This window comes from Rehaibacterium terrae, assembly GCF_014202935.1.
In the GTDB taxonomy this organism is placed as follows: domain Bacteria; phylum Pseudomonadota; class Gammaproteobacteria; order Xanthomonadales; family Xanthomonadaceae; genus Rehaibacterium; species Rehaibacterium terrae.
In genome coordinates, this window is record NZ_JACHHX010000006.1 from 50,836 (window position 1) to 74,662 (window position 23,827).

Consider the following 23,827-nt stretch of genomic DNA (forward strand, 5'->3'; position numbering starts at 1 on the left):
ACCGCGGGATCAGTAACGGATCAGGGCCGAACCCCAGGTGAATCCGCCGCCGAAGGCCTCCAGCAGCAGCAACTGGCCGCGCTGCACGCGGCCCGAGCGCACCGCCTCGTCCAGCGCCAGCGGCACCGAGCCGGCCGAGGTGTTGCCGTGACGGTCCACGGTGACCACCACCCGGTCCATCGGCATGTCCAGCCGCTTGGCGGTGGCCTGGATGATGCGCAGGTTGGCCTGGTGGGGGATCAGCCAGTCGATGGCGTGCTTGTCGAGATCGTTGGCGGCGAGGGTTTCCTCGACCACCGCATCGAGCGTCTTGACCGCGACCTTGAACACCTCGTTGCCGGTCATCAGCACGCGCACGCCGACGTTCTTCTCCTCCGGCTTGAAGCCGGCGGAGACGCCGACCGGGTTGTACAGCAGATGCTTGTAGCCGCCATCGGCATGCAGGTGCGTGGACAGCACGCCGGTCTCGCTGTCGGCCTTCAGCACGACCGCACCGGCACCGTCACCGAACAGCACACAGGTGCCGCGGTCGGACCAGTCGAGCATGCGTGAGAGCGTCTCGGCGCCGACCACCAGGGCGGTCTTCGCGGCGCCGCTGCGGATGAACTTCTCGGCCACCCCGAGCGCGTAGATGAAGCCCGAACAGGCGGCATTGACGTCGAAGGCGGCGCAGCCGTTGGCACCCAGCCGGTGCTGCAGCAGGCAGGCGGTGGAGGGGAAGACAATGTCGGGCGTGGTCGTGCCGAGCACGATCAGGTCGAGCTCGGAGGCCTGCACGCCGGCCGCCTCCAAGGCGCGCACGGCCGCTTCGTAGGCGAGATCGCCGGTGGTCTGCCCCTCGGCCGCGATGTGGCGCTGGCGGATGCCGGTGCGCTCGCGGATCCACTCGTCGCTGGTCTCGACGAACTGCGCGAGGTCGTCGTTGGTCAGCACCTTCTCCGGCAGGTAGCTGCCGGTACCCGCGATGCGGGCGTAGATCTGTCCCGTCATGCCGTCTCCTGGGATGCCGGCCCCGCCGGGCCGAAAACGGACGCGGCGGGACCGGGCCCGCCGCGCAGCACGGCCCGAGGCCGTGACCGGACTGTAGCGCGATTACTCTTCGTCGACGACCGGCGCGGCCGTCTCGATCACCTTGCGGCCGCGATAGTAGCCGTCCTTGGTGACGTGGTGACGCAGATGGGTCTCGCCCGTGGTCGGGTCGGTGGCCAGCTGCTTGGCGGTGAGGGCGTCGTGCGAACGGCGCATGCCGCGACGGGACGGGGTCTTGCGGCTCTTCTGGACTGCCATGGCGTATCTCCGGAACTAACTCTGGTGTTTTTTCAGCGCGACCAGCGCGGCGAACGGGTTGGGGGCGGGCTCGTCCTCGGCCTGCCCGGCGGGAAAGACCCGCTCGACCGCCTCGGTGCCCGGCTTCACCGGCACCACCGGAACCGCGAGGATCAGCTCATCCTCGATCAGCTCGGCAGGCCGGAGCGTGCCTTCGGCGTCCAGCAGCACGGGTTCGTAGCCCGGCGGCAGGCCCGCCTCCTGCGATTCGTCGGTGATCAGGCCCAGCCGCTGCGTCACCCGCACCGGAAGCCGGAAAGGCTCCAGCGTGCGCTGGCACTGGAGGGGAAGCTCGGCTTCGATCTGCAGCTCCAGGAAGCGCACGCCCAGGGCGTCGCGTCCGAACTCCAGCGCGAACCGGCAGTCGCCCTCGACGACTTCCAGGCTGCCGCACAGCCGCGCGAACGCCGACAGCGGCAGACGGCCTTCGAAACACCGCCGCGCCGCGACCATGCGCCAAGCATCCAGCACTTCGGGCAGGGTCGCGGACATAAGAGCGAAATGGTAAAGCCGTCACCGACCCGCTGTCAATCAAAAAAGGCCTTTCGCCACGCGGGTTTGCGGCCCCCGGCCGGCTCGGGCAGACTGCGGACATCCCGTCGCGGCCGATGGAAAACCGCGTGAGCTACATCTCCCAAGCCCTGGTCCTGCTGGCGCTGGCGGCTGCCGCGGCGTTGTGGCTGCACCGGCGTGCGCAGCGCCGGCAGAATGCGCTCGGCCGGCTGCTGGACGGCGCCGACGCGATGGAGCGCCTGCTGCACCGCACCCGCGAACGCATGAACGCGATGCGCGGCGTGGTCGACCGCGTGCCCGACGATGTCGGCGCGGTGGCGCGCGCCTCGCTCGACAGCGACCAGGTCATCCAGGATGCCCTGCGCGACGTGCTCCAGCACCGGCTGTGGATCCAGCGCCACGGCGGGCACGCCAGCCAGCGCGAACTCGACGAGGCCTGCGCCGCCATGGACCGCGCCCGCGAACGCATCACCGCCGAGCTCGACCGTCTGGAACGCGCCGGCGCCGAGCTGACCGAAGCCACCGACGCGGCCCTCGAGGCCGCACGTCGCGAGCCGCCCGAGCTGCGCCGCCAGAGCGGCTGAGGCCCCGATGCCGAAATTGATCCTCGCCTCGACCTCGCCCTACCGGCGCGAGCTGCTGGGCCGCCTGGGACTGCCGTTCGAGACGGCGCGCCCCGAGGTCGACGAAGCCCCGCAGCCCGGCGAGCCGCCCGCCGCCCTCGCCCGCCGCCTGGCCGCGGCCAAGGCCCGTGCGGTCGCCGCACGCCACCCCGAGGACTGGGTGATCGGCTCCGACCAGGTCGCCGATCTCGATGGACGACCGCTCGGGAAACCCGGCGACCATGCCCGCGCGGTCGCGCAGCTGCGCGCAACCGCAGGCCGCGAAGTCCGCTTCCACACCGGCCTGTGCCTGCTGCGTGGGACCGATGACGAGGTCCAGCACCACCTCGACCTGACAGTGGTGCGCTTCCGCCCGCTCGACGTGGACGAGATCGAGCGCTACCTGCGCACCGAGCGACCCTACGACTGCGCCGGCAGCTTCAAATGCGAGGGATTGGGCATCACCCTGTTCGAGGCGATCGAATCGCGCGACCCCACGGCGCTGATCGGCCTGCCGCTGATCGCGCTGGCGGGAATGCTGCGACGGGCGGGGTTCGCAGTGCCCTGAGTCCCTGCGCGGCGCGCCCTAGTCCACCCGCAGCCAGCGCGCTCCAACGACCTCGACGCTGCCGTCGCCGCCATGCACGCGCAGCGCCAGACGGTACCGGCCAGGCGCAAGCGAGCCGGCCGGGAGTTCGGCACGGAAGCCGAGATCGGGCTGCGCCGGGTCGGTCGAGCCGCGCCAGAAGTCCACCACGTCCGGGCGCGGCAGCCCGAGCATGGCCTCGGCCACCGGCTCGCCGCCCAGCAGCACCTCGACCCGGCGCACGCCGGCGCCGTCCTTCATCGTCCAGCCCTCGAACACCAGCGCGTCGCCACGCGGGACACGCTGCCCGGGGCGGTCGATGGCCCCCAGCGCCGGCGTGACGCAGGGCGCATCCGCCGGCACCGCACCGGCGGGCAGGCGGAACAGCAGGAAGCGCTTGCGGCCGTCATCCACCGCCACGGTCACGGGCGGCGGCAGCGGACCGGCCAGCACGCAGACCTGCCGGTACCAGTCGACCAGTTCACGCGGCCGCACCGCGCCGTCCTCCAGCACTAGCAGGACCGGTGCCGGGCGCTTGCGCAGACTGTCGCGTACATACCCCCAAAGCGCCAGCTGGGCGGCACGGCCGTGCTTGTGGTTCTTCGGGTGGTCGAGCACCCCGATGTCGCGCCGCCGCAGGTGGAAGGCGAGCGCCGCCGCCGGCATGAAGTTGTCCGCCACCACCTGCGTCGAGGGCGACAGCCGGTCCAGCTCGTGCGCCACCGCCACGGCCAGCTCACGCCAACCGCTGAAGTTGTCCGGGTACAGCGGCCGGTCGGCCAGCGGCGACCGCCAGGTCGGCATGGCCGCGGCGGCGAGCCAGACGAACGTGGCCAGCAGCCCTGCGGCCGCCAGGCCGTGCGCCGCCCGCCACGACCACGACCACGACCACGACCTCGCCCCGTCGCCCAGCGCCGGCAGCACCGCCATCAGCGCCAGCCAGGCCGGCAGCGGCCAGTGGAAGCTGACGCGCTCGGCATCGGCGAAGAAGCCGAGCACGAACAACCCGAGCAGCGGCACGCCTGCCGCACCCAGCACCAGGCCCCATGGCCCGGCCTCGCCGCGGCGCCAACGCCGCCACACCTGCACCAGCGCCCACAGCAGCAGCACGAACAGCAGCGGCGTCACCACCACCGCCTGCACCAGCGGAAACCACGCGCCGTCCCAGTGGAAGGCCCAAGGATGACGGTCGACCAGCTGGAAACCCACGCCGGCCCCGCGATGGGCGAGATTCCATGCACCCAGCGGCAACCAGGCCGCCGCACCCAGCGCCAGCACGCCCCACAGCGCCGGGCGCCGCAGCAGTGCACGTCCCTCGGCGACGAGGAGCAGGCCGACCAGCCCGGCGGCGAGCACCACCACGAAGCGGTAGTGACTGAGCGCACCGAGTACCAGCCCGGCCGCCAGCAATGCATAGGCGCCACGCTCGCGGCCACGCAGCAGCGCGGCGATGGCGTCCAGACACAGCAACGTGGCGAAGGTCAGCGGCACGTCCGGCAACGCGAGCACGCCGAGCGTGCCGGTCAGCGGCATCAGCAGGCACAGGATGCCGGCGCGCCAGCCGGCCTCGGCGCCGAACCAGCGTGCCGCGATGCGCGCCAGCAGCCACGGTATCGCCGCGCCCATCAGCAGGAAGGGCCAACGCAGGCCCAACGGCGTCGGGCCGCCGAGCTCCATGCCCAGCCAGGCCAGCCAGGCCGTGCCGGCCGGCAGGTCGGAATACGCCCAGGCCGGATGCCGTGCCTCCCAGGCGTAGAAGGCCTCGTCGCCGAACAGGTCCAGGGAGGCGGCCAGCCACAGCTTGACCGCGCCCAGCAGTGCCCAGAGGGTGACAAACTTCACGTAGGCTGAAGGCCGCGCCATGCCAGCATCCTGCTCGCGTCGACAAGAAAAGGACGGTCCAAGAACGACATGCATGCCCAGACCCACACCCCACCCATCGTAGCCGACGCCGCGCGCACGGCGCTGACCGGGGCGATCGCGCAGGTCAACCGGCTGGTGCTGGGCAAACGGCGCGAGGTGGCCCTCGCCTTCACCTGCCTGCTGGCCGGCGGCCATCTGCTGATCGAGGACTTGCCCGGGCTGGGCAAGACCACGCTGGCACGCGCCCTGGCGGCAACCCTGGGCCTGGATTTCCAGCGCATGCAGTTCACCTCCGACCTGCTGCCATCCGACATCCTCGGCGTCAGCGTGTACGACCAGAGCGCGCGCGAGTTCCGCTTCCATCCGGGGCCGGTGTTCACCCAATTGCTGCTCGCCGACGAGATCAACCGCGCGCCGCCGCGCACCCAGAGCGCGCTGCTGGAGGCGATGGCCGAGCACCAGGTCAGCATCGACGGCATCACCCACCTGCTGCCGCAACCGTTCTTCGTCATCGCCACGCAGAACCCGGTCGACCTGGCCGGCACCTTCCCGCTGCCCGACTCGCAGCTCGACCGCTTCCTGCTGCGCCTGCGGCTGGGCTACCCCGACGCCGAGGCCGAGCGCGAGATGCTGGCCGGCGAGGATCGCCGCGAGCTGATCGCCCACACCCTGCCGATGCTCACCGCCGAGGACGTGCTGGCCCTGCGCGCCGCCGTCGAGAACATTCACGCCAGCGAAGCATTGATCGCCTACGTGCAGGCCCTGATGGCGGAGAGCCGCCGCCATCCCGGCGTGCGCGTCGGACTGTCGCCGCGCGCCGGCCTGGCGCTGCTGCGCGCCGCGCGCGCACACGCGCTGCTGGCCGGGCGCGAGCATGTGCTGCCGGAGGACGTGCAGGCGCTGTTCGTCGAGGTCGCCGCGCACCGGCTGGTGCCGGAGGCCGACGCCAGCGACCGGCTGGCACTGGCCGACGCCATCCTGCGGGCGGTCAGGCTGCCCTGAGCGCCCGTGCTGGCCGCACTGCGCAGCCGTCGTGACGCGCTCGCCGACCGGCTCGGCCGATGGGCGCGACCGCGCGCGCCGGAACCGTTGCCGATCCACATCGACCGCCGCCGCATCTATGTGCTGCCGACCGGCTTCGGCCTGTTCGTCGCCGGTTTGCTGGCGACCATGCTGCTGGGCGCACTCAACTACAACAACAATCCGGCCCTGCTGCTGGGCTTCCTGCTCGCCGCCGCGGCGCACAACAGCCTGGTGCGCGCGCACCTGCACCTGAGCGGCATCCGCCTCACCGCCCTCGGCGCCGAACCGGTGCATGCCGGCGAGGTGCTGCATCTGCGCCTGCGCTTCGAGGCGGCACCGCGGCGGCGCCGGCACGGCCTGGCCCTGCGGCTGGGCACCGCCGAGGCCTGGCTCGACCTGTCGGGCGACGATGCCGCCGAAGCCTGCCTGGCACTGCCCGCGCCGCGCCGCGGCTGGCAGCGGCTGGACCGCCTCCGTCTGTCCACCCGCCAGCCGCACGGCTTCGCCGTGGCCTGGTGCTGGCTCTGGCCGGACACCCGGCTGCTGGTGTATCCCGCCCTGGAATCACGGGCGCCACCGCTGCCGGTCGACGGCGGCGAGGGCACGCTGGCGCACCGCCGCGACCTCGGCGAGCAGCTGCACCACCTGCGCGACTACCGCAGCGGCGACCCGCTGCGGCAGGTGGCCTGGAAGGCCTCGGCCCGGGCCGACCGCCTGCTGGTGCGCGAGTACGAAGGCCGCGCCGGCCGCGAGGTGCACCTGGACTGGAACACGCTGACCGGACTCGGCCACGAGGAGCGCATCCGCCGGCTCGCGCGCTGGGTGGTCGAGGCCGAGCGTCACGGCCTGCGCTACCGCCTGAGCCTGCCCGGCCAATCCCTCGGCCCGGCCCTCGGACCGGCCCATCGCCACGCCTGCCTGCGCGCGCTCGCGCTGCTGCCCGATGGCTGAGTCCGCACGCCCGCCGTTGCATCCGGATGCCCGCCGCTGGTGTGTCGCGGCCGCTGCGGTCGCCGCCCTGCCGCTGCTGCTGCTGATGCCCGGCTGGCTGGCCGGCACGCTGGCGACGGTCGGCCTGGTCTCCGCCTGGAGCGGCGCGCGCCGTCCCTGGCCGGACTGGCTGCGGCTGCTGCTGACCCTGAGCCTGACCGGGCTGGTGCTGGCGGCGTTCGGCTTCCGCTTCGGCCGCGACACCGGTTGCGCGCTGCTGCTGGCGATGCTGGCGCTCAAGCTGGGCGAGACGCGCTGGCTGCGCGACGGGCGCAGCCTGGTCGGTTTTGCGCTGTTCGCCACCTTCGCCGCCTTCCTGCAGGATCAGGGGCCCCTGACGCTGGCGCTGGCGGTCCCGGCGGTGACGATGGCGCTGGCCGCCAGCAGCCGCATGGCCGAGCACGAGGTGCCGGGCGGTGTGACGGTCCCGGTTGCGCACCGCCTGGCCGGTGCCGTCGCGTGGGTTGCACTGGCGATCCCGCTGGCGGTGGCGACGTTCTGGCTGTTCCCGCGCCTTCCGGCCCCGCTCTGGGGCGTACCCGAGAATGCGCTGGCACGCACCGGCATCAGCGACCGGATGGAGCCCGGACAATGGCTGGACCTGATGAACGACGACGCACCGGCCTTCCGTGCGCGTTTCTTCGGTCCGCCGCCGCCGGTCGAGCAGATGTACTGGCGCGGGCCGGTACTGTGGGATTTCGACGGCCGTGCCTGGACCCGCGCCCCCTGGGCCGCCTCGCTGCCACCGGCGCCGGTCGAGGCGGCCGGCCCCGGGCTGGCCTACGAGATCACCCTGGAACCGACCGACAAGCGCTTTCTGTTCGCCCTGGACCTGCCCACCTCGGCACCGCCCGATGCCGTGATGGGCCTGGACCTGGCGCCTTATGCCCGCCGCGCGGTGTCCAGCCTGCGCCGTTACCGGCTCGAATCCGTGTCGCCGGCGCGCTTCGAGCCGCAACTCCGGCACCAGCTGTGGCAGGCGGCGACGCGGCTGCCGGAGGGCTACAACCCGCGCACGCTGGCACTGGCGCAGCGCTGGCGCAGCGAGGGCGCCGACGATGCCGAGGTCATCCGCCGCGCGCTGGCCTGGTTCCGCGCCGAGTTCAGCTACTCGCTGGATGCGCCGCCGCTCGGCCGCCACAGCGTCGACGAGTTCCTGTTCGTCACCCGGCAGGGTTTCTGCGAGCACTTCAGCTCCTCCTTCGCCGTGCTGATGCGCGCCGCCGGCATCCCGGCCCGCGTGGTGACCGGCTACGCCGGCGGCTTCCGCAACCCGATCGGCGACTACTGGCTGATCCGTCAGTCCGACGCCCATGCCTGGACCGAAGTCTGGCTGGAGGGACGCGGCTGGACGCGCATCGATCCGACCGCGGCGGTCGACCCCGAGCGCGTCTTCCTGCGCAGCGGCTTCATCGGCGGCGGGCTGGCCGGACTGGGCGAGGGCCTGGTCCCGATCGCCACCTTCGCCGACTGGCTGCGGCGCGGCTGGAATGAGTTCGTGCTCGGCTTCGACGCCAACCGTCAGCGTCTCCTGCTGCGCCCGTTCGGCATCGAGGAAGCCAGCGCCGGCCAGCTCGCCCTGGCCTTCGCGACGGGTGTCGGGCTGTCGCTGGCGCTCACCCTGTGGCTGTTGCTGCGGCAATCCTCGCCGCGAACCGATCCACTGCTGGCTGCCTATGCCCGCTTCCTCGCGCGCCTGGCCCGTGCCGGCGTGGCCAAGGCCCCACACGAGCCACCACTGACCTTCGCCGAACGCGCCGCCGCCCGCCTGCCGGCGGACGCCGGCGAGATCCTCGCGCTCAGCTGGCGTTTCGCGGCTTGGCGCTATGCTGGTGCGGTGTTGGACAACGAGGCACGCGCACAGCTGGCGCGTGCCTTGCGCAACTTCCGGCCGCGCGTGCGTGCGCGGCCCCTGCCTGGAGCCGATCCATGAGTCGTCCCGGTCTTTCTCCTGCCTGCGTCACGCTGCTGGTTGCCAGCCTCGCACTGGCGGGCTGCGCCACCGCACCGACCCCACTGCGCGGCGACTACGCGCCGCTCACCCCGGCCGACGCGGCCAGCACGGCCGCCATCGGCGCCAGTGTGCGCTGGGGCGGCACGATCGCCGCAGTCGAGCCGCGCCGCGACAGCACCTGCCTGCAGATCGTCGGCCGCGACCTGGGCAGCCTGGCGCGCCCCCGCAGCGACGACAGCACCACCGGCCGCTTCCTGGCCTGTCGCGCCGGCTTCTACGATCCGGAAGTGTTCGCCGCCGGCCGCGAAGTCACCGTCGTCGGTCGCATCGACGGCATGGAAACGCGCCTGATCGGCGAATACGAGTATCGCCATCCGCGCGTGGCCGCCGATGTCATCTATCTGTGGCCGCCACGACAGGAGGTCGACCCGCGCTGGCGCGACCCGTGGTATCACCCCTACCCGTACTGGTACGGTCCGCGCCGCTGGTGGTGGTGAGACCCGGCCCCTTCCACGGGCCATGCGCGCGTCTGAGCGACTGACTCCCTCGGCCGCTCAGCCGGGCGGCCAGGCCATCTGCCGCCCGGCCAGCAGGTGCAGGTGGATGTGGTAGACCGACTGCCCACCGTCGCGATTGCAGTTGAGAACGGTGCGGTAACCGTTTTCCGAAAAGCCCTCCCGCTTCGCGTAGTCCACGGCAGCCAGCACCAGCCGGCCGACCAGCGCCGCGTGTTCCGGCGTCAGGTCGTTGAGCGTGGCGATCGGCTGCTTCGGCACGAACAGCACGTGCACCGGCGCCTGCGGGTTGATGTCGCGGAAACCCAGCACGTGCTCGTCCTCGTAGACGATGTCGGCCGGGATCTCGCGGCGGATGATCTTGCCGAAAATGGTGTCGGACATAAGAACGGGAATCGGGAATCGGGAATCGGGTGAGAGCATCGAGGCTCGGCGTCCGGGATGCAAGCCGGCGCCCGCCGTGCGCCACTCAGGACGGAATTTCGCTGCGCGAACCGAAGGCGTGGGCCAAGGTGCCGCGGTCGATGTATTCCAGCTCGCCGCCCAGCGGCAAGCCGTGCGCCAGCCGGCTCGGACGCACGCCGTGCTGGCGCGCGAGCTGGGCCAGGTAATGCGCGGTGGCCTCACCCTCGACGGTCGGGTTGGTGGCGATGATCAGCTCGCCCACATCGCCGGCGGCGAGCCGCGCCGCGAGCAGGTCCAGGCCGAGCTCGCGCGGGCCGATGCCGTCCAGTGGCGACAGCCGCCCCTGCAACACGAAGTACAGCCCACGGTAGCCGGTGGCAAGTTCGATGGCGAGACGGTCGGCGGGCGTCTCCACCACGCACAGCAGCTGCGTCTCGCGCGCGGGGCTGGCGCACAGCGGGCACACCGGCACCTCGCTGAAGTCGCGGCAACGCTCGCAGTGGCCGATCTTCTCCATCGCCTCGGCCAGGCGTGCCGCCAGCCGCACCCCGCCCTCGCGATCGCGTTCGAGCAGGTGATAGGCCATGCGCTGCGCCGACTTCTGCCCGACACCGGGCAGGCAGCGCAGGGCTTCGATGAGCTGGTCGAGGAGGGGGGAGGCGCTCACGGGCATCGAGGATAGGGAGCTGAAAACTGGGCGGTGAGCGGTACAACCTGCGCTCGCGCTTGAAGTGCGTCGACACTCATGCGCTCAGCGTTCGCGGAGACGCTCGGCCACCGCTGCCACGCCCATGGAGACGATCGCTCATCCCCCAGCCCTGCTTCAAAACGGCAGCTTCATGCCCGGCGGCAATGGCATGCCGGCGGTCACCTTGGCCATGTACTGCTGGCTGAGCTCGTTGGCCTTGTTGACCGCATCGTTGAAGGCGGCGGCGACCAGATCCTCCAGCATCTCGGCATCGCCGAGCGCCTGCGGATCGATACGCACCCGGCGGGTTTCCATGCGGCCGGTCAGGGTCACCTGCACCATGCCGCCACCGGCCTGGCCGGTGACTTCGAGCCTGGCGAGTTCTTCCTGCGCACGCTGCATGTTTTCCTGCATGCGCTGCGCCTGCTGCATGAGTTGGGCGATGTTGCCTCGCATGGTTCAGTTTCCTTCGGCGTGGTTTTCGGAAAGCGGCCGGATCGAGCCGGGCACGAGCTGCGCGCCGTACTCGTCGATCAGCCGCCGGACGGTCGGATCCTCGAGGAATGCCGCTTCGGCCTGCCCCTGGCGCTCGCTGCGCTCACGCGCGGCGCGGGCGTGCAGGGTTTCGGCGCTGGCGGGGACGGATTTTTCGAAGCGGATTTCCGGCATGCACCCGAGCACCGGCTCCAGTGCCTGCGCCAGCGAACGGGCCAGCGACTCGGTGCGCAGCGCCTCCATGTGCTCGGGCAACGCGAGCCGCAGCACGCCATCGGCGTAACCGCAAAAGGCGGCATGCGATGCAAGCTGCTTGGCCGGTGGACGCACATCGGCGCGGGCGACCAGATCGAACCAGTCCTGGGCCTTGGCCAGGGTGACGGCGGCGGGCTTGGCCGGAGCCGGAGTCGGCGCTGGCGCTGGAGGCGACTCGGGCGGCCTGGACGCCGTTGTCGCAATCGGTGCGCCTGGTCCGCCTGTCGCCGGCCGGGCCCCGTCGGACGCGGCATGCGGCGTGGCGCCCGTGGCGCTGGCCGCCGCGGGCGATGGCGTGCGGCGATGCGGCATGCCGCTCCCCGATGCCGGGGCGGCTGCACCGTCGGCCGAGCCGGCCGGGCGGAATGCCAGCATCCGCAGCAGTGCCATCTCGAAGCCGGCGCGCGCGCTGGGCGCATACGGCAGGTCGCGGCGGCCGGTGATCGCCATCTGGTACCACAGCTGCACCAGTTCGGGCCTGAGCTTCGCCGCCAGCGCCGCGGTGTCGAGCCGCGCCTCCTCGCCGGCCATGCCGGGGACGAGCTGGCACAACTGGATGCGGTGCAGTGCCGCGGCCAGCTCATCCAGCACGCTGCCGAAGTCGGGTGAGAAGCCAGCCAGTGTCTCGATGCGCGCCATCAGTGCGACGCCGTCGCCATCGGCCAGCGCCTCCAGCAGCGCGCCGACCTGGCCGCGGTCGACGGTGCCGAGCATCGCCCGCACCGCATCCTCGCCGAGCTGACCGCCCGTGTAGGCGATGGCCTGGTCGAGCAGGGACAGGCCATCGCGCAGGCTGCCGTCGGCGGCGCGTGCCAACACCTCGATTGCACCCGGCTCGTAGGCGATGCCTTCGGCGGCGAGGATCTTCTCCATCTGGCCGCGGATCTGCGCCTCGTCCAGCCGCTTGAGGTTGAACTGCAGGCAGCGCGAGAGCACCGTCACCGGGAGCTTCTCCGGATCGGTGGTGGCGAGCAGGAACTTCACGTGCCCCGGCGGCTCCTCCAGCGTCTTGAGCAGCGCATTGAAGGCCGGCTTGGACAGCATGTGCACCTCGTCGATGAGGTACACCTTGGTGCGCCCGCGCGAGGGCATGTACTGGGCGTTGTCGATCAGTTCGCGGACGTTGTCCACGCCGGTGTGGCTGGCCGCGTCGATCTCCAGCAGGTCGACGAAGCGGCCGGCATCGATGTCGGTGCAGGCGCCGCACTCGCCGCACGGCTCGGCCGAGGTGCCGCGCTCGCAGTTCAGGCTCTTGGCGAAGATGCGCGCGATGGTGGTCTTGCCGACGCCACGGGTGCCGGTGAACAGGAAGGCATGGTGGACGCGGCCGCTGTCGAGCGCATTGCCGAGCGCGCGCACCACGTGCTCCTGCCCGACCAGTTCGGCGAAACGCTTCGGGCGCCATTTGCGGGCGAGGACGAGGTAGGACATCGGCGGGCCGTCGCGGAGGATCGGCCCATTGTGCCAAGCCCCCCGACCCCGGCCAAGCGCGAAACGGCGTTTACTTGTCGCCCGGGAGGGTGGCCGGTATCATTTCGCCTCTTGTTTCAGGCGAGGCGCAGGATGCGCCGTCCTCTGCGGAGAGGTGTCCGAGTGGTTGAAGGAGCACGCCTGGAAAGTGTGTATACGGCTAAACCCCGTATCGCGGGTTCGAATCCCGCCCTCTCCGCCACTCACATGCGGGCCCCTTGGCAACGGCCGCGCGCATTCATGCGCGGACTTTCCAGAAGGCTCCCAGGCCGGTGCGATGCCGGCTTTCACGTCTATGGCGGCCCCCGTCGGCCCCTCGCGACGATAGGTCGAAAACCCCGCCAGGTCCGGAAGGAAGCAACGGTATCGGCTGATTCGGGCGCCGAGGCCAGCCGGCGGGGGTTCGCCACCCGTCGTCAAGTTTCCGGACCTGGGCCACGGCCAGGTTCGGCTTCCTGCCTCACCAGGCCGCCCGCCTTCGGCATCCTGCCTGCGGCGCTCGTCGGCGCGCGCTCAGCCACCGGCTGAGCGCAAGCGCGCCTTCTCGCCCGGAAGGAAGCAACGGTATCGGCTGATTCGGGCGCCGAGGCCAGCCGGCGGGGGTTCGCCACCCTCGCCCGCCTCGGAACGCCCGCGGCGTCCGCAGCGGGCGTTCAGGTGTCCGGATGCAGCCAGCCGGCCACGCCGTCGGCGTAGCGCTCGTGCTTCCAGATCGGCACCCGCGCCTTCACCTCGTCGATGATCCAGCGGCAGGCGGCGAAGGCGGCATCGCGATGGCCGGCGCTGACGCCGACCCATACCGCCAGCTCGCCCAAGGCCAGGTCGCCGACGCGATGCACGCAGCGTGCCTGGACGATGTCGAAGCGCCGCATGGCCTCGTCCAGGATGCGCTCGCCTTCGGCTTCGGCCAGCGCGGCGTAGGCCTCGTAGCGCAGGCTGTCCACCGGGCGCCCCTCGTTGCGGTCGCGCACCCGGCCTTCGAAGCCGGCATAGGCGCCGGCGCGATGATCCAGCAGCGACTCGCGCAATGGCGCGATGTCGAACGGTGCGTCGGCCAGCGAGAACCGTTTCATCGGCTCAGCCCCCCGACACCGGCGGAATGAAGGCGATCTCGGCACCGTCGCGCAGCGGTGCGTCCCAACCGACGAAGGCCGCATCCACCGCCACCCGCAGCCGCTCCGCCGGGAAGGCGAAACCGTGCCGGGCTCGCAGCGCGGCGTACAGCTCGCGCAGCCCGGTTGCCGCCGTCTCGACCTGCTCGGACTCGCATCCGGCCGCATCGCGCAGGCTGGCAAAGTACAGCACGGTCACCTTCATGCCCGCACCGCCTCACCAAAATCGCGCTTGCCGCCGCGCTTGCCGAGCAGCCTCGCCGGGCCGAGCACGATGCCGTGCGACAGCGCCTTGCACATGTCGTAGACGGTGAGCGCGGCGACCGTGGCGCCAGTCAGTGCCTCCATCTCCACACCGGTGCGATGGGTGACGCGCACGGCGCAGCGGATCGTCAAGATCGTGTCGGCCGTCCATTCGACAACGAACCGGCAACCCTCGATCGGCAGCGGGTGGCAGAACGGGATCAGCTCGTGGGTGCGCTTGACCGCCATCGTGCCAGCGATGATCGCGGTGTCGATCACCGCGCCCTTCTTGGTCGCCATCTTCGCGTCGCGCAGGTCTGCGGCCACGGCGGCGGGGAAACGCACCCGGCACTCGGCCAGCGCCTCGCGCACGGTCGCCACCTTGGTGGATACGTCGACCATCGCGGGTCGGCCCGCGGCATCGACATGGGTCAGCACGGACTTTTTCTTCGCCATCCTCAGCCGCCTATCAGGTACATCTCGATCTTCTTCGCCGCAGTCGAACGCGGGCCGCGCAGTTCGCTGTAGCGATCGGTGCGTCGGCGCCAGACCTGTGCGATCCGCGCTGCCAGCGCTTCCTCGCCTTCACCGGGCAGCGGCCGGACATCATGGCCCTGGCCAGCGAACAGGCAAGTGAACAACTGGCCATCGGCCGACAGCCGGGCGCGATGGCAGTCGCCGCAGAACGGCTCGCTCACCGAGCTGACGAAGCCGACCTCGCCGGCGCCATCGGCGAAGGCGTAACGCTCGGCGACCTCGCCGCGATAGCCGGGCGAGAGCGCGCGCAACGGCCAGCGTGCATGGATGCGGTCGCGCAGCACGGCCGAGGGCACCACCCGATCCGGCCGCCAGCCATTGCAGCTGCCCACATCCATGAACTCGATGAAGCGCACCACGTGCGGCGTGCCGCGGAAGCGCTCGACCAGGGGCAGCACATCGTCCTCGTTGACACCACGCTGGACCACGCAGTTGATCTTGATCGCCGTGAAGCCGGCCGCCTCGGCGGCGGCGAAGCCTGCGAGCACTTGGTCCAGTTCGCCGCGCCCGCCGGTGAGGATGCGGAAACGCGCCGGATCCAGCGAATCGATGCTGATCGTGAGCCTATGCAGACCGGCTTCGCGCAGTGCTCCGGCTTGCCGCGCCAGCAGCGAGCCGTTGGTGGTCAGGGCCAGATCGTCTACGCCCGGGATCACCGCCAGCCGCGCCACCAACGCGGGCAGATCCTTGCGCAGCAGCGGTTCGCCACCGGTCAGGCGCAGCTTGCGCACGCCCAGGCGGACGAGGGCGCGCGCCAACCGCTCGATCTCGTCGAACGACAGGCGGCGTGCGCGGTCGGGTGCACCTTCACCGTCCGCCACGTGCTCGGCCGGCATGCAGTAGGGGCAACGGAAGTTGCAGGTCTCGATCACCGAGATGCGCAGGTCGTGCAGCGGCCGTCCCAGACGGTCGCGCGGTGCAGCAGCCAGCGGCAGCGGATCGGGCATCCTCATGGTGTCGCCGTCACGCGTGCCTCGACCGGCGCGGGGAGCGCGACCACCTCGTCCCGGCGCGCCACGCGGTAGCCGCGCGCGGCCAGCACTTCGCCATCGGCGTGCGAGGCGTAGTGATAGATCAGCAGGCGATCGAGCAGCTCGCGCGGGTACTCGCGCTCCAGCTCGTCGATGCCACTGTGCGAGGGATTGCCGTGCAGCGCGCAGTCGTGCGCCACCAATTCGCCGGCATCGGCGAAACGCGCCAGCATCTCGGGAATCGGCCGGGTGTCGCCGGTGAACACGAAGCTGCCGCGCAGCCGCAGTCCGTAGGCGGTCTCGGGCAGGTGGTGACGCACCGGGAACACTTCGTGCCACCAGCCGGCGTGCCAGAAGCCGCGCGTCACCGGCACCAGCCGGAAGGCGTCCCAGAAATTGGCGCCGCCCTCGGCCAGCACGCCGGGATAGTCGGCCACCCGGGCCTGCAGATGCGGCACGATCGCGGCCGGCACGTACAGCGCCACCTGGCCCCGGCGTGCCGGGTCGAACCAGACCCGGAAGAACAGCTGCTCCATCCCGCCGACGTGGTCCATGTGGACATGGGTGATGAACACCGCGCGCGGCGGTTCCACATAGCGCCGCAGATAGGCCGCGAGCGCCTCCAGCCCGCAGTCGATCAGCAGATGCGGGCGGCCGTCGTGCTCGATCACGGCACTGGCCGAGCCCAGCTCGCCGGCGGCGCCGGCATTGCCGACACCGAGGAATCGCATCGCCCAGCTCATGCCGCCTCCCCGGCCCAGGCCGACTCGTAGCCTGCGACGATGACGCGATGGCAGCGCATCACCGCTTCGACCGCATGAATGCCCCGCAGTTTCAGCAAGGATCGCTGCAGGCGACGCAGGTTGGCATGGCGCCAGTCGTCGGCGACACGGCGGCGCCGACCGCGGTCGAAATCGATCAGCCATACCGCGCACTCCGGATCGATCAGGATGTTGTGCGCGTTCAGATCGGCGTGGCAGACGCCCGCGCGGTGGAAGGCCGCCAGCACCTCGCCGACCCGCGCCCATGGGGGCGCATCCAGGTCGTCCCCCAGCAGCTCGGCCAGCGAACGCGCTCCGGGAATACGCTGGACGAGGATGTCCGCGGTGTAGGTCAGGCCCCGACGCCGATAGCCGGCGGCGATCGGCGCCGGCACCGGCAGGCCGAGACCGCGCAGCTCCGCCAGCAGCCGGAACTCGGCGAAACTGCGGGTGCGGTCGGCGCCGCGCCACAGGTAGCGGTCGCGATTGAAACGCGCCACCAGCCCGCCGCGCCGGTAATGGCGCAGCACCGCCTCGCCGAACTCGCCGCGCACGAACCAGGCAGCACCGCGTCCGCCGCGCTCGCCGACCGGCCGGGCCTCCCCACCCCAGGCCGCCGGCTCGAACAGCCCATAGCCGGCTTGCGGCAGGCGTGCGCGGTCGAACACAATCGCCGCCTCGCCATCGGCGTGCTGCAGAAGCTGCAGGCTCTCGGCAATGGCCGTGGTCATCGGTCCCGGGGCACGGTCGTCATCACTTGAGTCTAACAATCCCGACGTGTCCGCCGCGCCCCGCTCGCTCTGTCTGCTCCGCCTGTCCGCCCTCGGCGACGTCACCCACGTCGTCCCGGTGGTGCGCACGCTGCAGCGGCACTGGCCGGACACCGCGTTGACCTGGGTGATCGGTCCCGGCGAACGCAAGCTGCTCGACGGACTGGAAGGCGTCGAGTTCGTCGTCTACGACAAGAAGACCGGCTGGCGTGGCATGCGCGCCTTGTGGCGCCAACTCTCCGACCGCCGCTTCGACGCACTGCTGCAGATGCAGCTGGCCGCCCGCGCCAACCTGCTCTCGCTCGGCATCCGCGCCGAGCGCCGGATCGGTTACGACCGCGCGCGCAGCAAGGAGGGTCACGGCCTGGTCGTACGCGAACGGATCCCGGCCGGCGGCCGCCATGTGCTCGACGTGCTCGGCCGTTTCCTGGAACCGCTGGGTCTGCATCAGGACCGCGTCGAGTGGAATCTGCCGGTGCCCGCCGAGGCGCGCGAATGGGCGCGTGCGCAGCTGCCCGACGGTCAGCCCACCCTGCTGGTCTCACCCTGCTCCAGCCACCCGCTGCGCAACTGGCGCCCCGAGCGTTACGCGGCCGTGGCCGACCATGCCGCCGCACGCGGCTGGCGCATCGCGCTGTGCGGCGGGCGCAGCGGACTGGAGCGCCGCACCGGCGACGCGATCCTCGCCGCGATGCGGGCGCCGGCCATCGACCTGATCGGGAAAGACACGCTCAAGCAGCTGCTGGCCCTGCTGGAACGCGCCACCCTGGTGCTCAGCCCGGATTCCGGCCCGGTGCACATGGCCAACGCCATGGGCACGCCGGTGCTCGGACTGTACGCCTGCACGGATGCCGAACGCAGCGGCCCCTACTCTGACCGGCGCTGGACGGTGAACCGCTACGATCAGGCCGCCCGCCGCTTCTTCGGCAAGCCGGGAGATGCACTGCGCTGGGGCAAGCGCGTGGAGCTTCCCGGCGCAATGGACCTGATCGGTGTCGAGGAGGTCATCGAACGGTTCGATGCGTTCGTGGCTGCGGGGATGGCGGGAGCCGCCGCGAATCCTGGCGGGTGAATCGGACCCGGCGCCGGGCTCGCGGAAGCGGCCATCACCGCGGCCCCGATCGCAGTGGCCGATCGATCGCGGCCGTGGCCGCTCCGGCGACGACGCCTACGGCGCCGCGCCGGCCCGGTAGTCCTGGTAGGACTTCTCCTCGACGTAGGCCGAGCCCAGCTTCAGGTTGATGTCCTTCTTGATCCGCGCCCGCTCGTCGTTCTCGAAATACACCGAACGCGCCAGCCGGATGAACTCGTCATCGAAGGCCTGCGCCTTCTCCTTCAGGCGGATGTCGTCCTCGATCGCCCACAGCCGCTCGTTGACCGCCTTGAGCGCCGCCCGCAGGTCGGCGATGTCCTCGCGCGAGGCCGGATGCGCGGCCCAGGTGGCCTCCAGCGCGTCCAGCTCCTTGCGCACGTTGGCCAGCTTGGCCGGGTCGCCGATGCGCTCGGACTTGATCTGCAGGATGGCGATCTTGTCGAGCAGTTCGCCGTAGGAGACGGGGACGAGGATTTCGCTCACGGGGCTTCCTTCGCTGGGGGGGCGCCGCCTTGCCGGAGGGCGGCCGAGGCCGTATTATGCCCGGCTCGCCCCGGATGGTTCACACCATCCGCCGCGCCGCTTCCGGAGAGGTGGCAGAGTGGTCGAATGCGCCGGATTCGAAATCCGGTGTACGTCTCCGACGTACCGTGGGTTCGAATCCCACCCTCTCCGCCAGATCGCACCGACGCCCCCGCCAGGGGGCGTCGGCGTTTCCGGAGGGGCCGCATCCGGACGATGGCGCTGGCAACGCCCGGCAACGGCCGCGCAGCCCCGGGGGATCGGGCCGCTTGTCGGCCGTCCGCTCCGTCCGGCACCATGCCGGTTCTTCGTTCTCTCCGATGACACACCCTGACAGCGGGCCCGCATGATCGAATTCGGTCACCTCAGCCACGTCGGCCTGCGGCGCGAGCTCAACGAGGACACCTATTACGGCGACGCGGAGCTCGGTCTGTGGTTGGTGGCCGACGGCATGGGCGGCCACGAATACGGCGAGATCGCCAGCGCGCTCGCGCGCGAAGCGGTGGTGCGCGAGGTGCGCAACGGGCATTCCTTGCACGAGGCGATCCGGATCGCCGACGAGGACATCATCCGCCATTCGCGTCGGCGCGCGGAGGCGCTGCCGATGGGCACCACCGTGGCCGCCGTCCGCGTCAGCGGCGACCGCTTCGAGCTCGCCTGGGTGGGCGACAGCCGCGCTTATCTGTGGAACGAGCGGCTGTGCCAGCTTTCCCAGGACCACAGCTACGTGCAGGAGCTGATCGACCAGGGCGTGATCACCGCCGAGCAGGCGCGCACCCATCCGCACCGCAATGTCGTCACCCAGGCGCTCGGCGTCACCGCCCCGCAGCACCTGAAGATCGAGACCGTGCAGGGCGAGCTCAAGCCCGGCATGCAGCTGCTGCTGTGCAGCGACGGGCTGACCGAGGAGGTCGACGACCACCAGATCGCGCGCATCCTCGCCCGCACCGAGCTGTCGGCGCAGGAGTGCGTCGACCATCTGATTCACGCCGCCCTGCAGGGCGGCGGCTCGGACAACATCACCGCGGTATTGATCCGCCGGTTGTGATTCCGGGCGCCGCCGCGCTCAGGCGATCTCGACCTCCGCCTCGGGCACTTCCGCCGGCCACAGGCAACGACCGGCCTTGGCCGCGATCCGCTCCAGCCGCGCGCGGTGGGCGGCGGTTTCCTCCGCCGAGGCGCGCAGCACGCGACGCGGCAGATCGGCAGTCGCGAACGTGCGCTCGAACGCCGTGGCGCCCGACTCGACCACGACCCCGAGGCCGAGATCGCCCTGCCCCGAGGTCAGCGCCAGATACACCTCGGCGAGGAGTTCGGCGTCGAGCAGCGCGCCATGCAGCTTGCGGTGGGCGTTGTTGACGCCGAGGCGCTTGCACAGGGCGTCGAGCGAATTGCGCTGCCCGGGGAAACGCTCGCGCGCCAGCGCCAGCGTGTCGACCACGCTGCAATGCTCCTCGATGCGGCCCAGGTGCGGGCCGAGCAGCGACAGCTCGTAGTTGAGGAAGCCGACGTCGAACGCGGCGTTGTGGATGATCAGCTCGGCGCCGCGGACGAAATCGAGGAATTCGTCGACCACTTCCGCGAAGCGCGGCTTGTCGGCGAGGAACTCCAGCGTCAGGCCGGTGACTTCCTGCGCGCCCGCTTCCATCTCCCGTTCGGGATTGAGGTGCTTGTGGAGTTGCCGGCCGGTCAGCCGTCGCTCCAGCAGCTCCACGCAGCCGATCTCGACGATGCGGTTGCCCTTCTCCCAGGACAGGCCGGTGGTTTCGGTATCGAGGACGATCTGACGCATGGACGGGTGACGGGTGACCAGTGACCAGTGGCGGGAAGGGTAGCCCGAGGGAGGACTGACGGAAACCGCCTACCCGCTCACCGATGTCCGGCTCCCGATGCCCGGTTCCCGATGTCCGGTTCCCGATTCGCGGCCTTCAGGGCGGCGGCGCGCGCCAGTGCGTCCACCCGCTCGTTGTCGGCGTGACCGGCATGGGCTTTCACCCAGTGCCAGTGCACGCGGTGACGCCGGGCGGCGGCATCCAGCCGCTGCCACAGGTCCCGGTTCTTGACCGGCTCACCGCCAGCGGTCTTCCAGTCGCGGCGGATCCAGTTCGGCATCCACTCCGAAATACCTTGCTGGACATACTTCGAGTCGGTGTGCAGATCGACCTCGCAGCTTTCGCGCAAGGCTTCCAGTCCCATGATTGCCGCCATCAGCTCCATGCGGTTGTTGGTGGTCTGCGCCTCGCCCCCCGCGAGTTCGCGTTCGTGGCCCTGGAAGCGCAGCAGCGCCGCCCAACCGCCCGGGCCGGGGTTGCCGAGGCAGGCGCCGTCGGTGTGGATCAGGACCCGCTTCATCGCCACGCGCCCGGCCTCACCCCGGATACATGCCGGGCTTGAGCGCGACGGACGCGGTGCGCTGCAGCCGCAACGGCGTGAGCCCGACCTCGCGGCGGCGGGCCTGGAGCAGGTAGGACGAGCGGAAACGGTCGATCATGGTTTCCTTAGGGCGATCGGAGGGCGGCAGCCGGTCGTGTCCCGACCACAGTGCACCGAGATAGCGGCAGCACTGGACCTCCAGGCCGGCTTCGCGCACCCAGGCGGCGAGGCTGCCGACGCCGGTCGCGCGCAGGTCGCTTCGCAGCCAGCGCAGCCGCGCAAGCCCGTAAGGATTGAACACGACGAACAGCGCCACGCCTTCCGGCTTGAGCACACGCGCGATCTCGCCGACCAGGGCCGCCGGCGCGCGAGAACTCTCGATCACGTGCTCGGCGTAGACCAGCGCGCAGCTGGCGCCAGCCAAAGGCAGCGCGCCATCCTCGCAGCGCAGGTCACCGGCCAGACCGTCGCCGGCCCGGTACAAGGACAGCACCGTGCGCAGCGCGCTGCCCGGCACGGCTGCCGCCAGCGCGGGCGCGGGCCGCAGGAACAGACCGTAGCGGCCGAAGGCGCGTCCCAGGTCGCTGGCGACCTGTCGCTGCTCCTCGCGGAGCAGACGCTGCACGGCTTCGCGGGCGAACCAGGCCTCGGCCGGGTACGCGGATTGACGGGCTGCGACGAAGGCGGGCATGGTGGGAATTGTGCGGCAAATGGCCGCCCCGGTCACTGGCCGCTGCCCGACGCATGCTCGCACTTCACGCACTGCCCGCCTTCCAGGACAACTACGTGTGGACGCTCACCGACGAACGCGGCCATGCGCTGGTCGTCGATCCCGGCGAGGCCCGCCCGGTGCTCGAAGCCGCCCGCCGCGGCCTGCGGCCGGTGGCGATCCTGCTTACCCATCACCACGCCGATCATGTCGGCGGCGCGGCCGAATTGCTGGCGCACTTCGCCATTCCCTGCTTCGCGCCGGCCGACGAGCGCATCGACATCCCCGGCGAGCGCGTGGCGGAAGGCGAGCGCGTGCGGATCGACGCGCTCGGTCTCGACTTCGACGTGCTCGAAGTGCCCGGTCACACGCGCAGCCACATCGCGTTCCACGGCCATGGCCATCTGTTCTGCGGCGACACCCTGTTCAGTCTCGGTTGCGGCCGCCTGTTCGAAGGTTCGCCGGCCCAGATGCTCGACTCCCTCGACAAACTGGCCGCCCTGCCGGAGGACAGTCTGGTGTGCTGCGCCCACGAATACACCCTCGCCAACGCCCGCTTCGCGCTCACCGTGGACCCCGGCAACGCCGCCCTGCGCGCGCGCGCCGACCAGGCCCGCGCGCAGCGCCAGCTCGCCCGCCCGACGCTCCCCGTCCCGCTGGCGAGCGAGCGCCAGTGCAACCCATTCCTGCGCTGTCACGAAGCGGCGATCCGCGAGGCGGTCGCCCGCCACACCGGCAGCATGCCGGAGGACCGGCTGGCCACCTTCGCCGCGCTGCGGCGCTGGAAGGACGGCTTCCGCGCATGATGCGCGCCTTCGCCGCCGCCGTGCCGCTGCTCGCGGCCCTGCTGCTCGCCGCCTGCCAGACGCCGCCCCGGCGCACACCAGCGCCCGCTGAAGGTCCGGCAACCGTCGCCGCCCCGGCGCCATCGTCGAAGCCGGCCAAGCGCAAACCGCGCCAACCCGCCACCGTGGCGGACGACGCGCCGCATGCCACGGCCGCGCCGGCACCACCCGCCGACACGCTCACCGGGGATGAGGTGTTCACCCGTCTGATCGCCCGCCTGGAAACCCCCGCCTGCGGCGGCGGCGCCAGCGCCGAGTTCTGGCGCAAGCGCTACGCCGGCCACCCCGACCGCTTCGCCGAACGGCTGACCGCCATCCTGCCGCTGCTGGCCTACGTCACGCTGGAGGTCGAGCGCGCCGACCTTCCCGGCGAGTTCGCGCTGATACCGATCGTCGAGAGCTGGTATCGCCCGGATGCGCTCGGCGCGGGAGGGCCGGCCGGCATGTGGCAGATGGTCGCCGGCACGGCACGCGGCAACGGCATCGTCATCGTTCCCGGTTACGACGGCCGTTTGTCGCCGCTGCAGTCCACCGAGGCTGCACTCGCCCACCTCGCCGATCTGCTCGAACGCTTCGGCAACTGGCGGCTGGCGGCGATGGCGTACAACGCCGGCGAACAGCGCGTGCAGCGGATCGTCGCCCGCGACGACTCCGCGGCCTCGGGCGACCGACGCCGTCCGGCCGGCCTCGCCGGTACCACCTACGAGTACATCAGCAAGCTCAAGGCCCTCTCCTGCCTGCTGGCGGAGCCGGAGCGGCACCGGCTGCGTCTGCCCGGCAGCGCGGTGGTGCCGCGGCTGGAAGCGATCGACGTGCCGCCCCGCGTGCATCGCCTGGACTCCGTCGCCGCCAGCCTGGATCTGCCGCCCGGCGAGCTCCGCCACTTCAACGCCGGCCATCGTCACGGGATCATCGCCGCCGACGCCCCGCGCAGAATCCTCGTACCCGCCGCCACGCGCCCGCACTGGCCGTCGCTGGCCGACCTGGTCGAGGCACCCCCGCCCGCGCCGAAGTCCCCGTCACAGACGACCCACACCGTCGTCAGCGGCGACAGCCTGTGGTCGATCGCGCGCCGGCACGGCCTAAAGCTCGACGAACTGATGCGCTGGAACGGCCTGACCGCCAGCTCGGTCCTGCGCCCAGGCCAGGTGCTGCGGCTGACGCCGCCCTGACCGGCGACTGGCGGCCCCGGCCGGTTTGACGGCA

The 23,827-nt window shown here is 71.3% G+C and carries 28 protein-coding genes, 2 tRNA genes and 1 other RNA gene; 13 read left to right on the plus strand and 18 right to left on the minus strand.

Going from position 1 to position 23,827, the window contains the following annotated elements; translation table 11 throughout:
• Positions 1-9: 9 nt before the first annotated feature.
• From HNQ58_RS05600 to HNQ58_RS05610, 3 genes are all read right to left on the minus strand, one after another.
• Complete coding sequence (locus tag HNQ58_RS05600) at positions 10-990, minus strand: beta-ketoacyl-ACP synthase III (protein WP_183947846.1); 981 nt, start codon at positions 988-990, stop codon at positions 10-12.
• A 102-nt stretch (positions 991-1,092) separates the two neighbouring features.
• On the minus strand, positions 1,093-1,287 hold the full coding sequence (gene rpmF, locus HNQ58_RS05605; RefSeq protein ID WP_183947848.1) for a 50S ribosomal protein L32: 195 nt from the start codon (positions 1,285-1,287) through the stop codon (positions 1,093-1,095).
• 15 nt (positions 1,288-1,302) lie between these two features.
• Entirely contained in the window at positions 1,303-1,818 is a 516-nt protein-coding gene (locus HNQ58_RS05610) for a YceD family protein (protein ID WP_183947850.1), read from the minus strand.
• 128 nt (positions 1,819-1,946) lie between these two features.
• Here HNQ58_RS05610 and HNQ58_RS05615 point away from each other — a divergent pair, with 128 nt between their 5' ends.
• A complete protein-coding gene (locus tag HNQ58_RS05615) occupies positions 1,947-2,423 on the plus strand; it encodes a hypothetical protein (RefSeq protein ID WP_183947852.1) in 477 nt (158 codons plus the stop codon).
• Positions 2,424-2,430: 7 nt separating this feature from the next.
• The gene (locus HNQ58_RS05620; protein WP_183947854.1) at positions 2,431-3,009 is read left to right on the plus strand and encodes a Maf family protein; all 579 of its coding nucleotides are present in this window, start codon (positions 2,431-2,433) and stop codon (positions 3,007-3,009) included.
• An 18-nt stretch (positions 3,010-3,027) separates the two neighbouring features.
• On the opposite strand, the gene HNQ58_RS05625 is transcribed toward HNQ58_RS05620, so the two are convergent.
• Positions 3,028-4,890 (minus strand): ArnT family glycosyltransferase, encoded by a 1,863-nt coding sequence (locus tag HNQ58_RS05625; protein ID WP_183947856.1) that lies wholly within the window; start codon positions 4,888-4,890, stop codon positions 3,028-3,030.
• A 48-nt stretch (positions 4,891-4,938) separates the two neighbouring features.
• Between HNQ58_RS05625 and HNQ58_RS05630 the strand changes: the two genes are divergently transcribed.
• From HNQ58_RS05630 to HNQ58_RS05645, 4 genes are read left to right on the plus strand one after another with little or no spacing between them, the layout of a single operon-like run.
• Complete coding sequence (locus tag HNQ58_RS05630; RefSeq protein ID WP_183947858.1) at positions 4,939-5,892, plus strand: AAA family ATPase; 954 nt, start codon at positions 4,939-4,941, stop codon at positions 5,890-5,892.
• A gap of 9 nt (positions 5,893-5,901) precedes the next feature.
• Positions 5,902-6,864 carry a DUF58 domain-containing protein gene (locus HNQ58_RS05635; protein WP_246417080.1) on the plus strand — a complete coding sequence of 321 codons (963 nt, stop codon included), beginning with the start codon at positions 5,902-5,904 and terminating at the stop codon, positions 6,862-6,864.
• A complete protein-coding gene (locus HNQ58_RS05640; protein ID WP_183947859.1) occupies positions 6,857-8,836 on the plus strand; it encodes a transglutaminase TgpA family protein in 1,980 nt (659 codons plus the stop codon). The genes HNQ58_RS05635 and HNQ58_RS05640 overlap by 8 nt, the downstream gene beginning before the upstream one ends.
• Positions 8,833-9,354, plus strand: coding sequence for a Slp family lipoprotein (locus HNQ58_RS05645; RefSeq protein ID WP_183947861.1), 522 nt, complete (start codon positions 8,833-8,835; stop codon positions 9,352-9,354). The genes HNQ58_RS05640 and HNQ58_RS05645 overlap by 4 nt, the downstream gene beginning before the upstream one ends.
• Positions 9,355-9,411: 57 nt before the next feature.
• Here the strand turns inward: HNQ58_RS05645 and HNQ58_RS05650 are convergent, their stop codons facing one another.
• From HNQ58_RS05650 to dnaX, 4 genes are all read right to left on the minus strand, one after another.
• On the minus strand, positions 9,412-9,756 hold the full coding sequence (locus HNQ58_RS05650) for a histidine triad nucleotide-binding protein (protein WP_183947863.1): 345 nt from the start codon (positions 9,754-9,756) through the stop codon (positions 9,412-9,414).
• A gap of 85 nt (positions 9,757-9,841) precedes the next feature.
• Entirely contained in the window at positions 9,842-10,444 is a 603-nt protein-coding gene (gene recR, locus HNQ58_RS05655; RefSeq protein ID WP_343057206.1) for a recombination mediator RecR, read from the minus strand.
• A 156-nt stretch (positions 10,445-10,600) separates the two neighbouring features.
• Positions 10,601-10,921, minus strand: coding sequence for a YbaB/EbfC family nucleoid-associated protein (locus HNQ58_RS05660; protein WP_183947867.1), 321 nt, complete (start codon positions 10,919-10,921; stop codon positions 10,601-10,603).
• 3 nt (positions 10,922-10,924) lie between these two features.
• Positions 10,925-12,646, minus strand: coding sequence for a DNA polymerase III subunit gamma/tau (gene dnaX, locus HNQ58_RS05665; protein WP_183947869.1), 1,722 nt, complete (start codon positions 12,644-12,646; stop codon positions 10,925-10,927).
• 148 nt (positions 12,647-12,794) lie between these two features.
• Between dnaX and HNQ58_RS05670 the strand changes: the two genes are divergently transcribed.
• Together HNQ58_RS05670 and ffs are read left to right on the plus strand one after the other, a co-directional pair.
• Positions 12,795-12,887 (plus strand) — tRNA-Ser (locus tag HNQ58_RS05670).
• Between the two features lie 103 nt (positions 12,888-12,990).
• Positions 12,991-13,087, plus strand: an RNA gene (gene ffs, locus HNQ58_RS05675) — signal recognition particle sRNA small type.
• Between the two features lie 251 nt (positions 13,088-13,338).
• On the opposite strand, the gene HNQ58_RS05680 is transcribed toward ffs, so the two are convergent.
• From HNQ58_RS05680 to HNQ58_RS05705, 6 genes are read right to left on the minus strand one after another with little or no spacing between them, the layout of a single operon-like run.
• On the minus strand, positions 13,339-13,758 hold the full coding sequence (locus tag HNQ58_RS05680; protein ID WP_183947871.1) for a molybdenum cofactor biosynthesis protein MoaE: 420 nt from the start codon (positions 13,756-13,758) through the stop codon (positions 13,339-13,341).
• Between the two features lie 4 nt (positions 13,759-13,762).
• Positions 13,763-14,002, minus strand: coding sequence for a molybdopterin converting factor subunit 1 (gene moaD / locus HNQ58_RS05685; RefSeq protein WP_183947873.1), 240 nt, complete (start codon positions 14,000-14,002; stop codon positions 13,763-13,765).
• A complete protein-coding gene (gene moaC / locus HNQ58_RS05690; RefSeq protein ID WP_183947875.1) occupies positions 13,999-14,496 on the minus strand; it encodes a cyclic pyranopterin monophosphate synthase MoaC in 498 nt (165 codons plus the stop codon). Before moaC ends, moaD begins: the two co-directional genes overlap by 4 nt.
• Positions 14,497-14,498: 2 nt before the next feature.
• On the minus strand, positions 14,499-15,530 hold the full coding sequence (gene moaA / locus HNQ58_RS05695; RefSeq protein ID WP_183947877.1) for a GTP 3',8-cyclase MoaA: 1,032 nt from the start codon (positions 15,528-15,530) through the stop codon (positions 14,499-14,501).
• Positions 15,527-16,291 (minus strand): MBL fold metallo-hydrolase, encoded by a 765-nt coding sequence (locus HNQ58_RS05700; protein WP_183947880.1) that lies wholly within the window; start codon positions 16,289-16,291, stop codon positions 15,527-15,529. The genes moaA and HNQ58_RS05700 overlap by 4 nt, the downstream gene beginning before the upstream one ends.
• Positions 16,288-17,040 (minus strand): 3-deoxy-D-manno-octulosonic acid kinase, encoded by a 753-nt coding sequence (locus HNQ58_RS05705; protein ID WP_183947882.1) that lies wholly within the window; start codon positions 17,038-17,040, stop codon positions 16,288-16,290. Before HNQ58_RS05705 ends, HNQ58_RS05700 begins: the two co-directional genes overlap by 4 nt.
• 46 nt (positions 17,041-17,086) lie before the next feature.
• Between HNQ58_RS05705 and HNQ58_RS05710 the strand changes: the two genes are divergently transcribed.
• The gene (locus HNQ58_RS05710) at positions 17,087-18,151 is read left to right on the plus strand and encodes a glycosyltransferase family 9 protein (RefSeq protein WP_343057207.1); all 1,065 of its coding nucleotides are present in this window, start codon (positions 17,087-17,089) and stop codon (positions 18,149-18,151) included.
• Positions 18,152-18,247: 96 nt separating this feature from the next.
• Here HNQ58_RS05710 and HNQ58_RS05715 read toward each other — a convergent pair whose 3' ends face one another.
• A complete protein-coding gene (locus HNQ58_RS05715) occupies positions 18,248-18,655 on the minus strand; it encodes a DUF6165 family protein (RefSeq protein ID WP_183947886.1) in 408 nt (135 codons plus the stop codon).
• Positions 18,656-18,759: 104 nt separating this feature from the next.
• Here HNQ58_RS05715 and HNQ58_RS05720 point away from each other — a divergent pair.
• Both HNQ58_RS05720 and HNQ58_RS05725 read left to right on the plus strand, forming a co-directional pair.
• A tRNA-Ser gene (locus tag HNQ58_RS05720) sits at positions 18,760-18,850 on the plus strand.
• A gap of 190 nt (positions 18,851-19,040) precedes the next feature.
• Positions 19,041-19,742, plus strand: coding sequence for a PP2C family protein-serine/threonine phosphatase (locus HNQ58_RS05725; RefSeq protein ID WP_183947888.1), 702 nt, complete (start codon positions 19,041-19,043; stop codon positions 19,740-19,742).
• 18 nt (positions 19,743-19,760) lie between these two features.
• Here the strand turns inward: HNQ58_RS05725 and dnaQ are convergent, their stop codons facing one another.
• The 3 genes from dnaQ to HNQ58_RS05740 all read right to left on the minus strand — a co-directional run bounded on the left by dnaQ (position 19,761) and on the right by HNQ58_RS05740 (position 21,758).
• The gene (dnaQ, locus tag HNQ58_RS05730; protein WP_183947890.1) at positions 19,761-20,486 is read right to left on the minus strand and encodes a DNA polymerase III subunit epsilon; all 726 of its coding nucleotides are present in this window, start codon (positions 20,484-20,486) and stop codon (positions 19,761-19,763) included.
• Positions 20,487-20,563: 77 nt separating this feature from the next.
• Entirely contained in the window at positions 20,564-21,046 is a 483-nt protein-coding gene (gene rnhA / locus HNQ58_RS05735) for a ribonuclease HI (protein ID WP_183947892.1), read from the minus strand.
• 16 nt (positions 21,047-21,062) lie between these two features.
• Positions 21,063-21,758 (minus strand): methyltransferase domain-containing protein, encoded by a 696-nt coding sequence (locus HNQ58_RS05740; RefSeq protein ID WP_183947894.1) that lies wholly within the window; start codon positions 21,756-21,758, stop codon positions 21,063-21,065.
• Between the two features lie 53 nt (positions 21,759-21,811).
• Here HNQ58_RS05740 and gloB point away from each other — a divergent pair, with 53 nt between their 5' ends.
• Together gloB and HNQ58_RS05750 are read left to right on the plus strand one after the other, a co-directional pair.
• Positions 21,812-22,582 carry a hydroxyacylglutathione hydrolase gene (gloB, locus tag HNQ58_RS05745; protein WP_183947896.1) on the plus strand — a complete coding sequence of 257 codons (771 nt, stop codon included), beginning with the start codon at positions 21,812-21,814 and terminating at the stop codon, positions 22,580-22,582.
• The gene (locus HNQ58_RS05750; protein WP_183947898.1) at positions 22,579-23,793 is read left to right on the plus strand and encodes a transglycosylase SLT domain-containing protein; all 1,215 of its coding nucleotides are present in this window, start codon (positions 22,579-22,581) and stop codon (positions 23,791-23,793) included. The genes gloB and HNQ58_RS05750 overlap by 4 nt, the downstream gene beginning before the upstream one ends.
• Positions 23,794-23,827 lie beyond the last annotated feature (34 nt).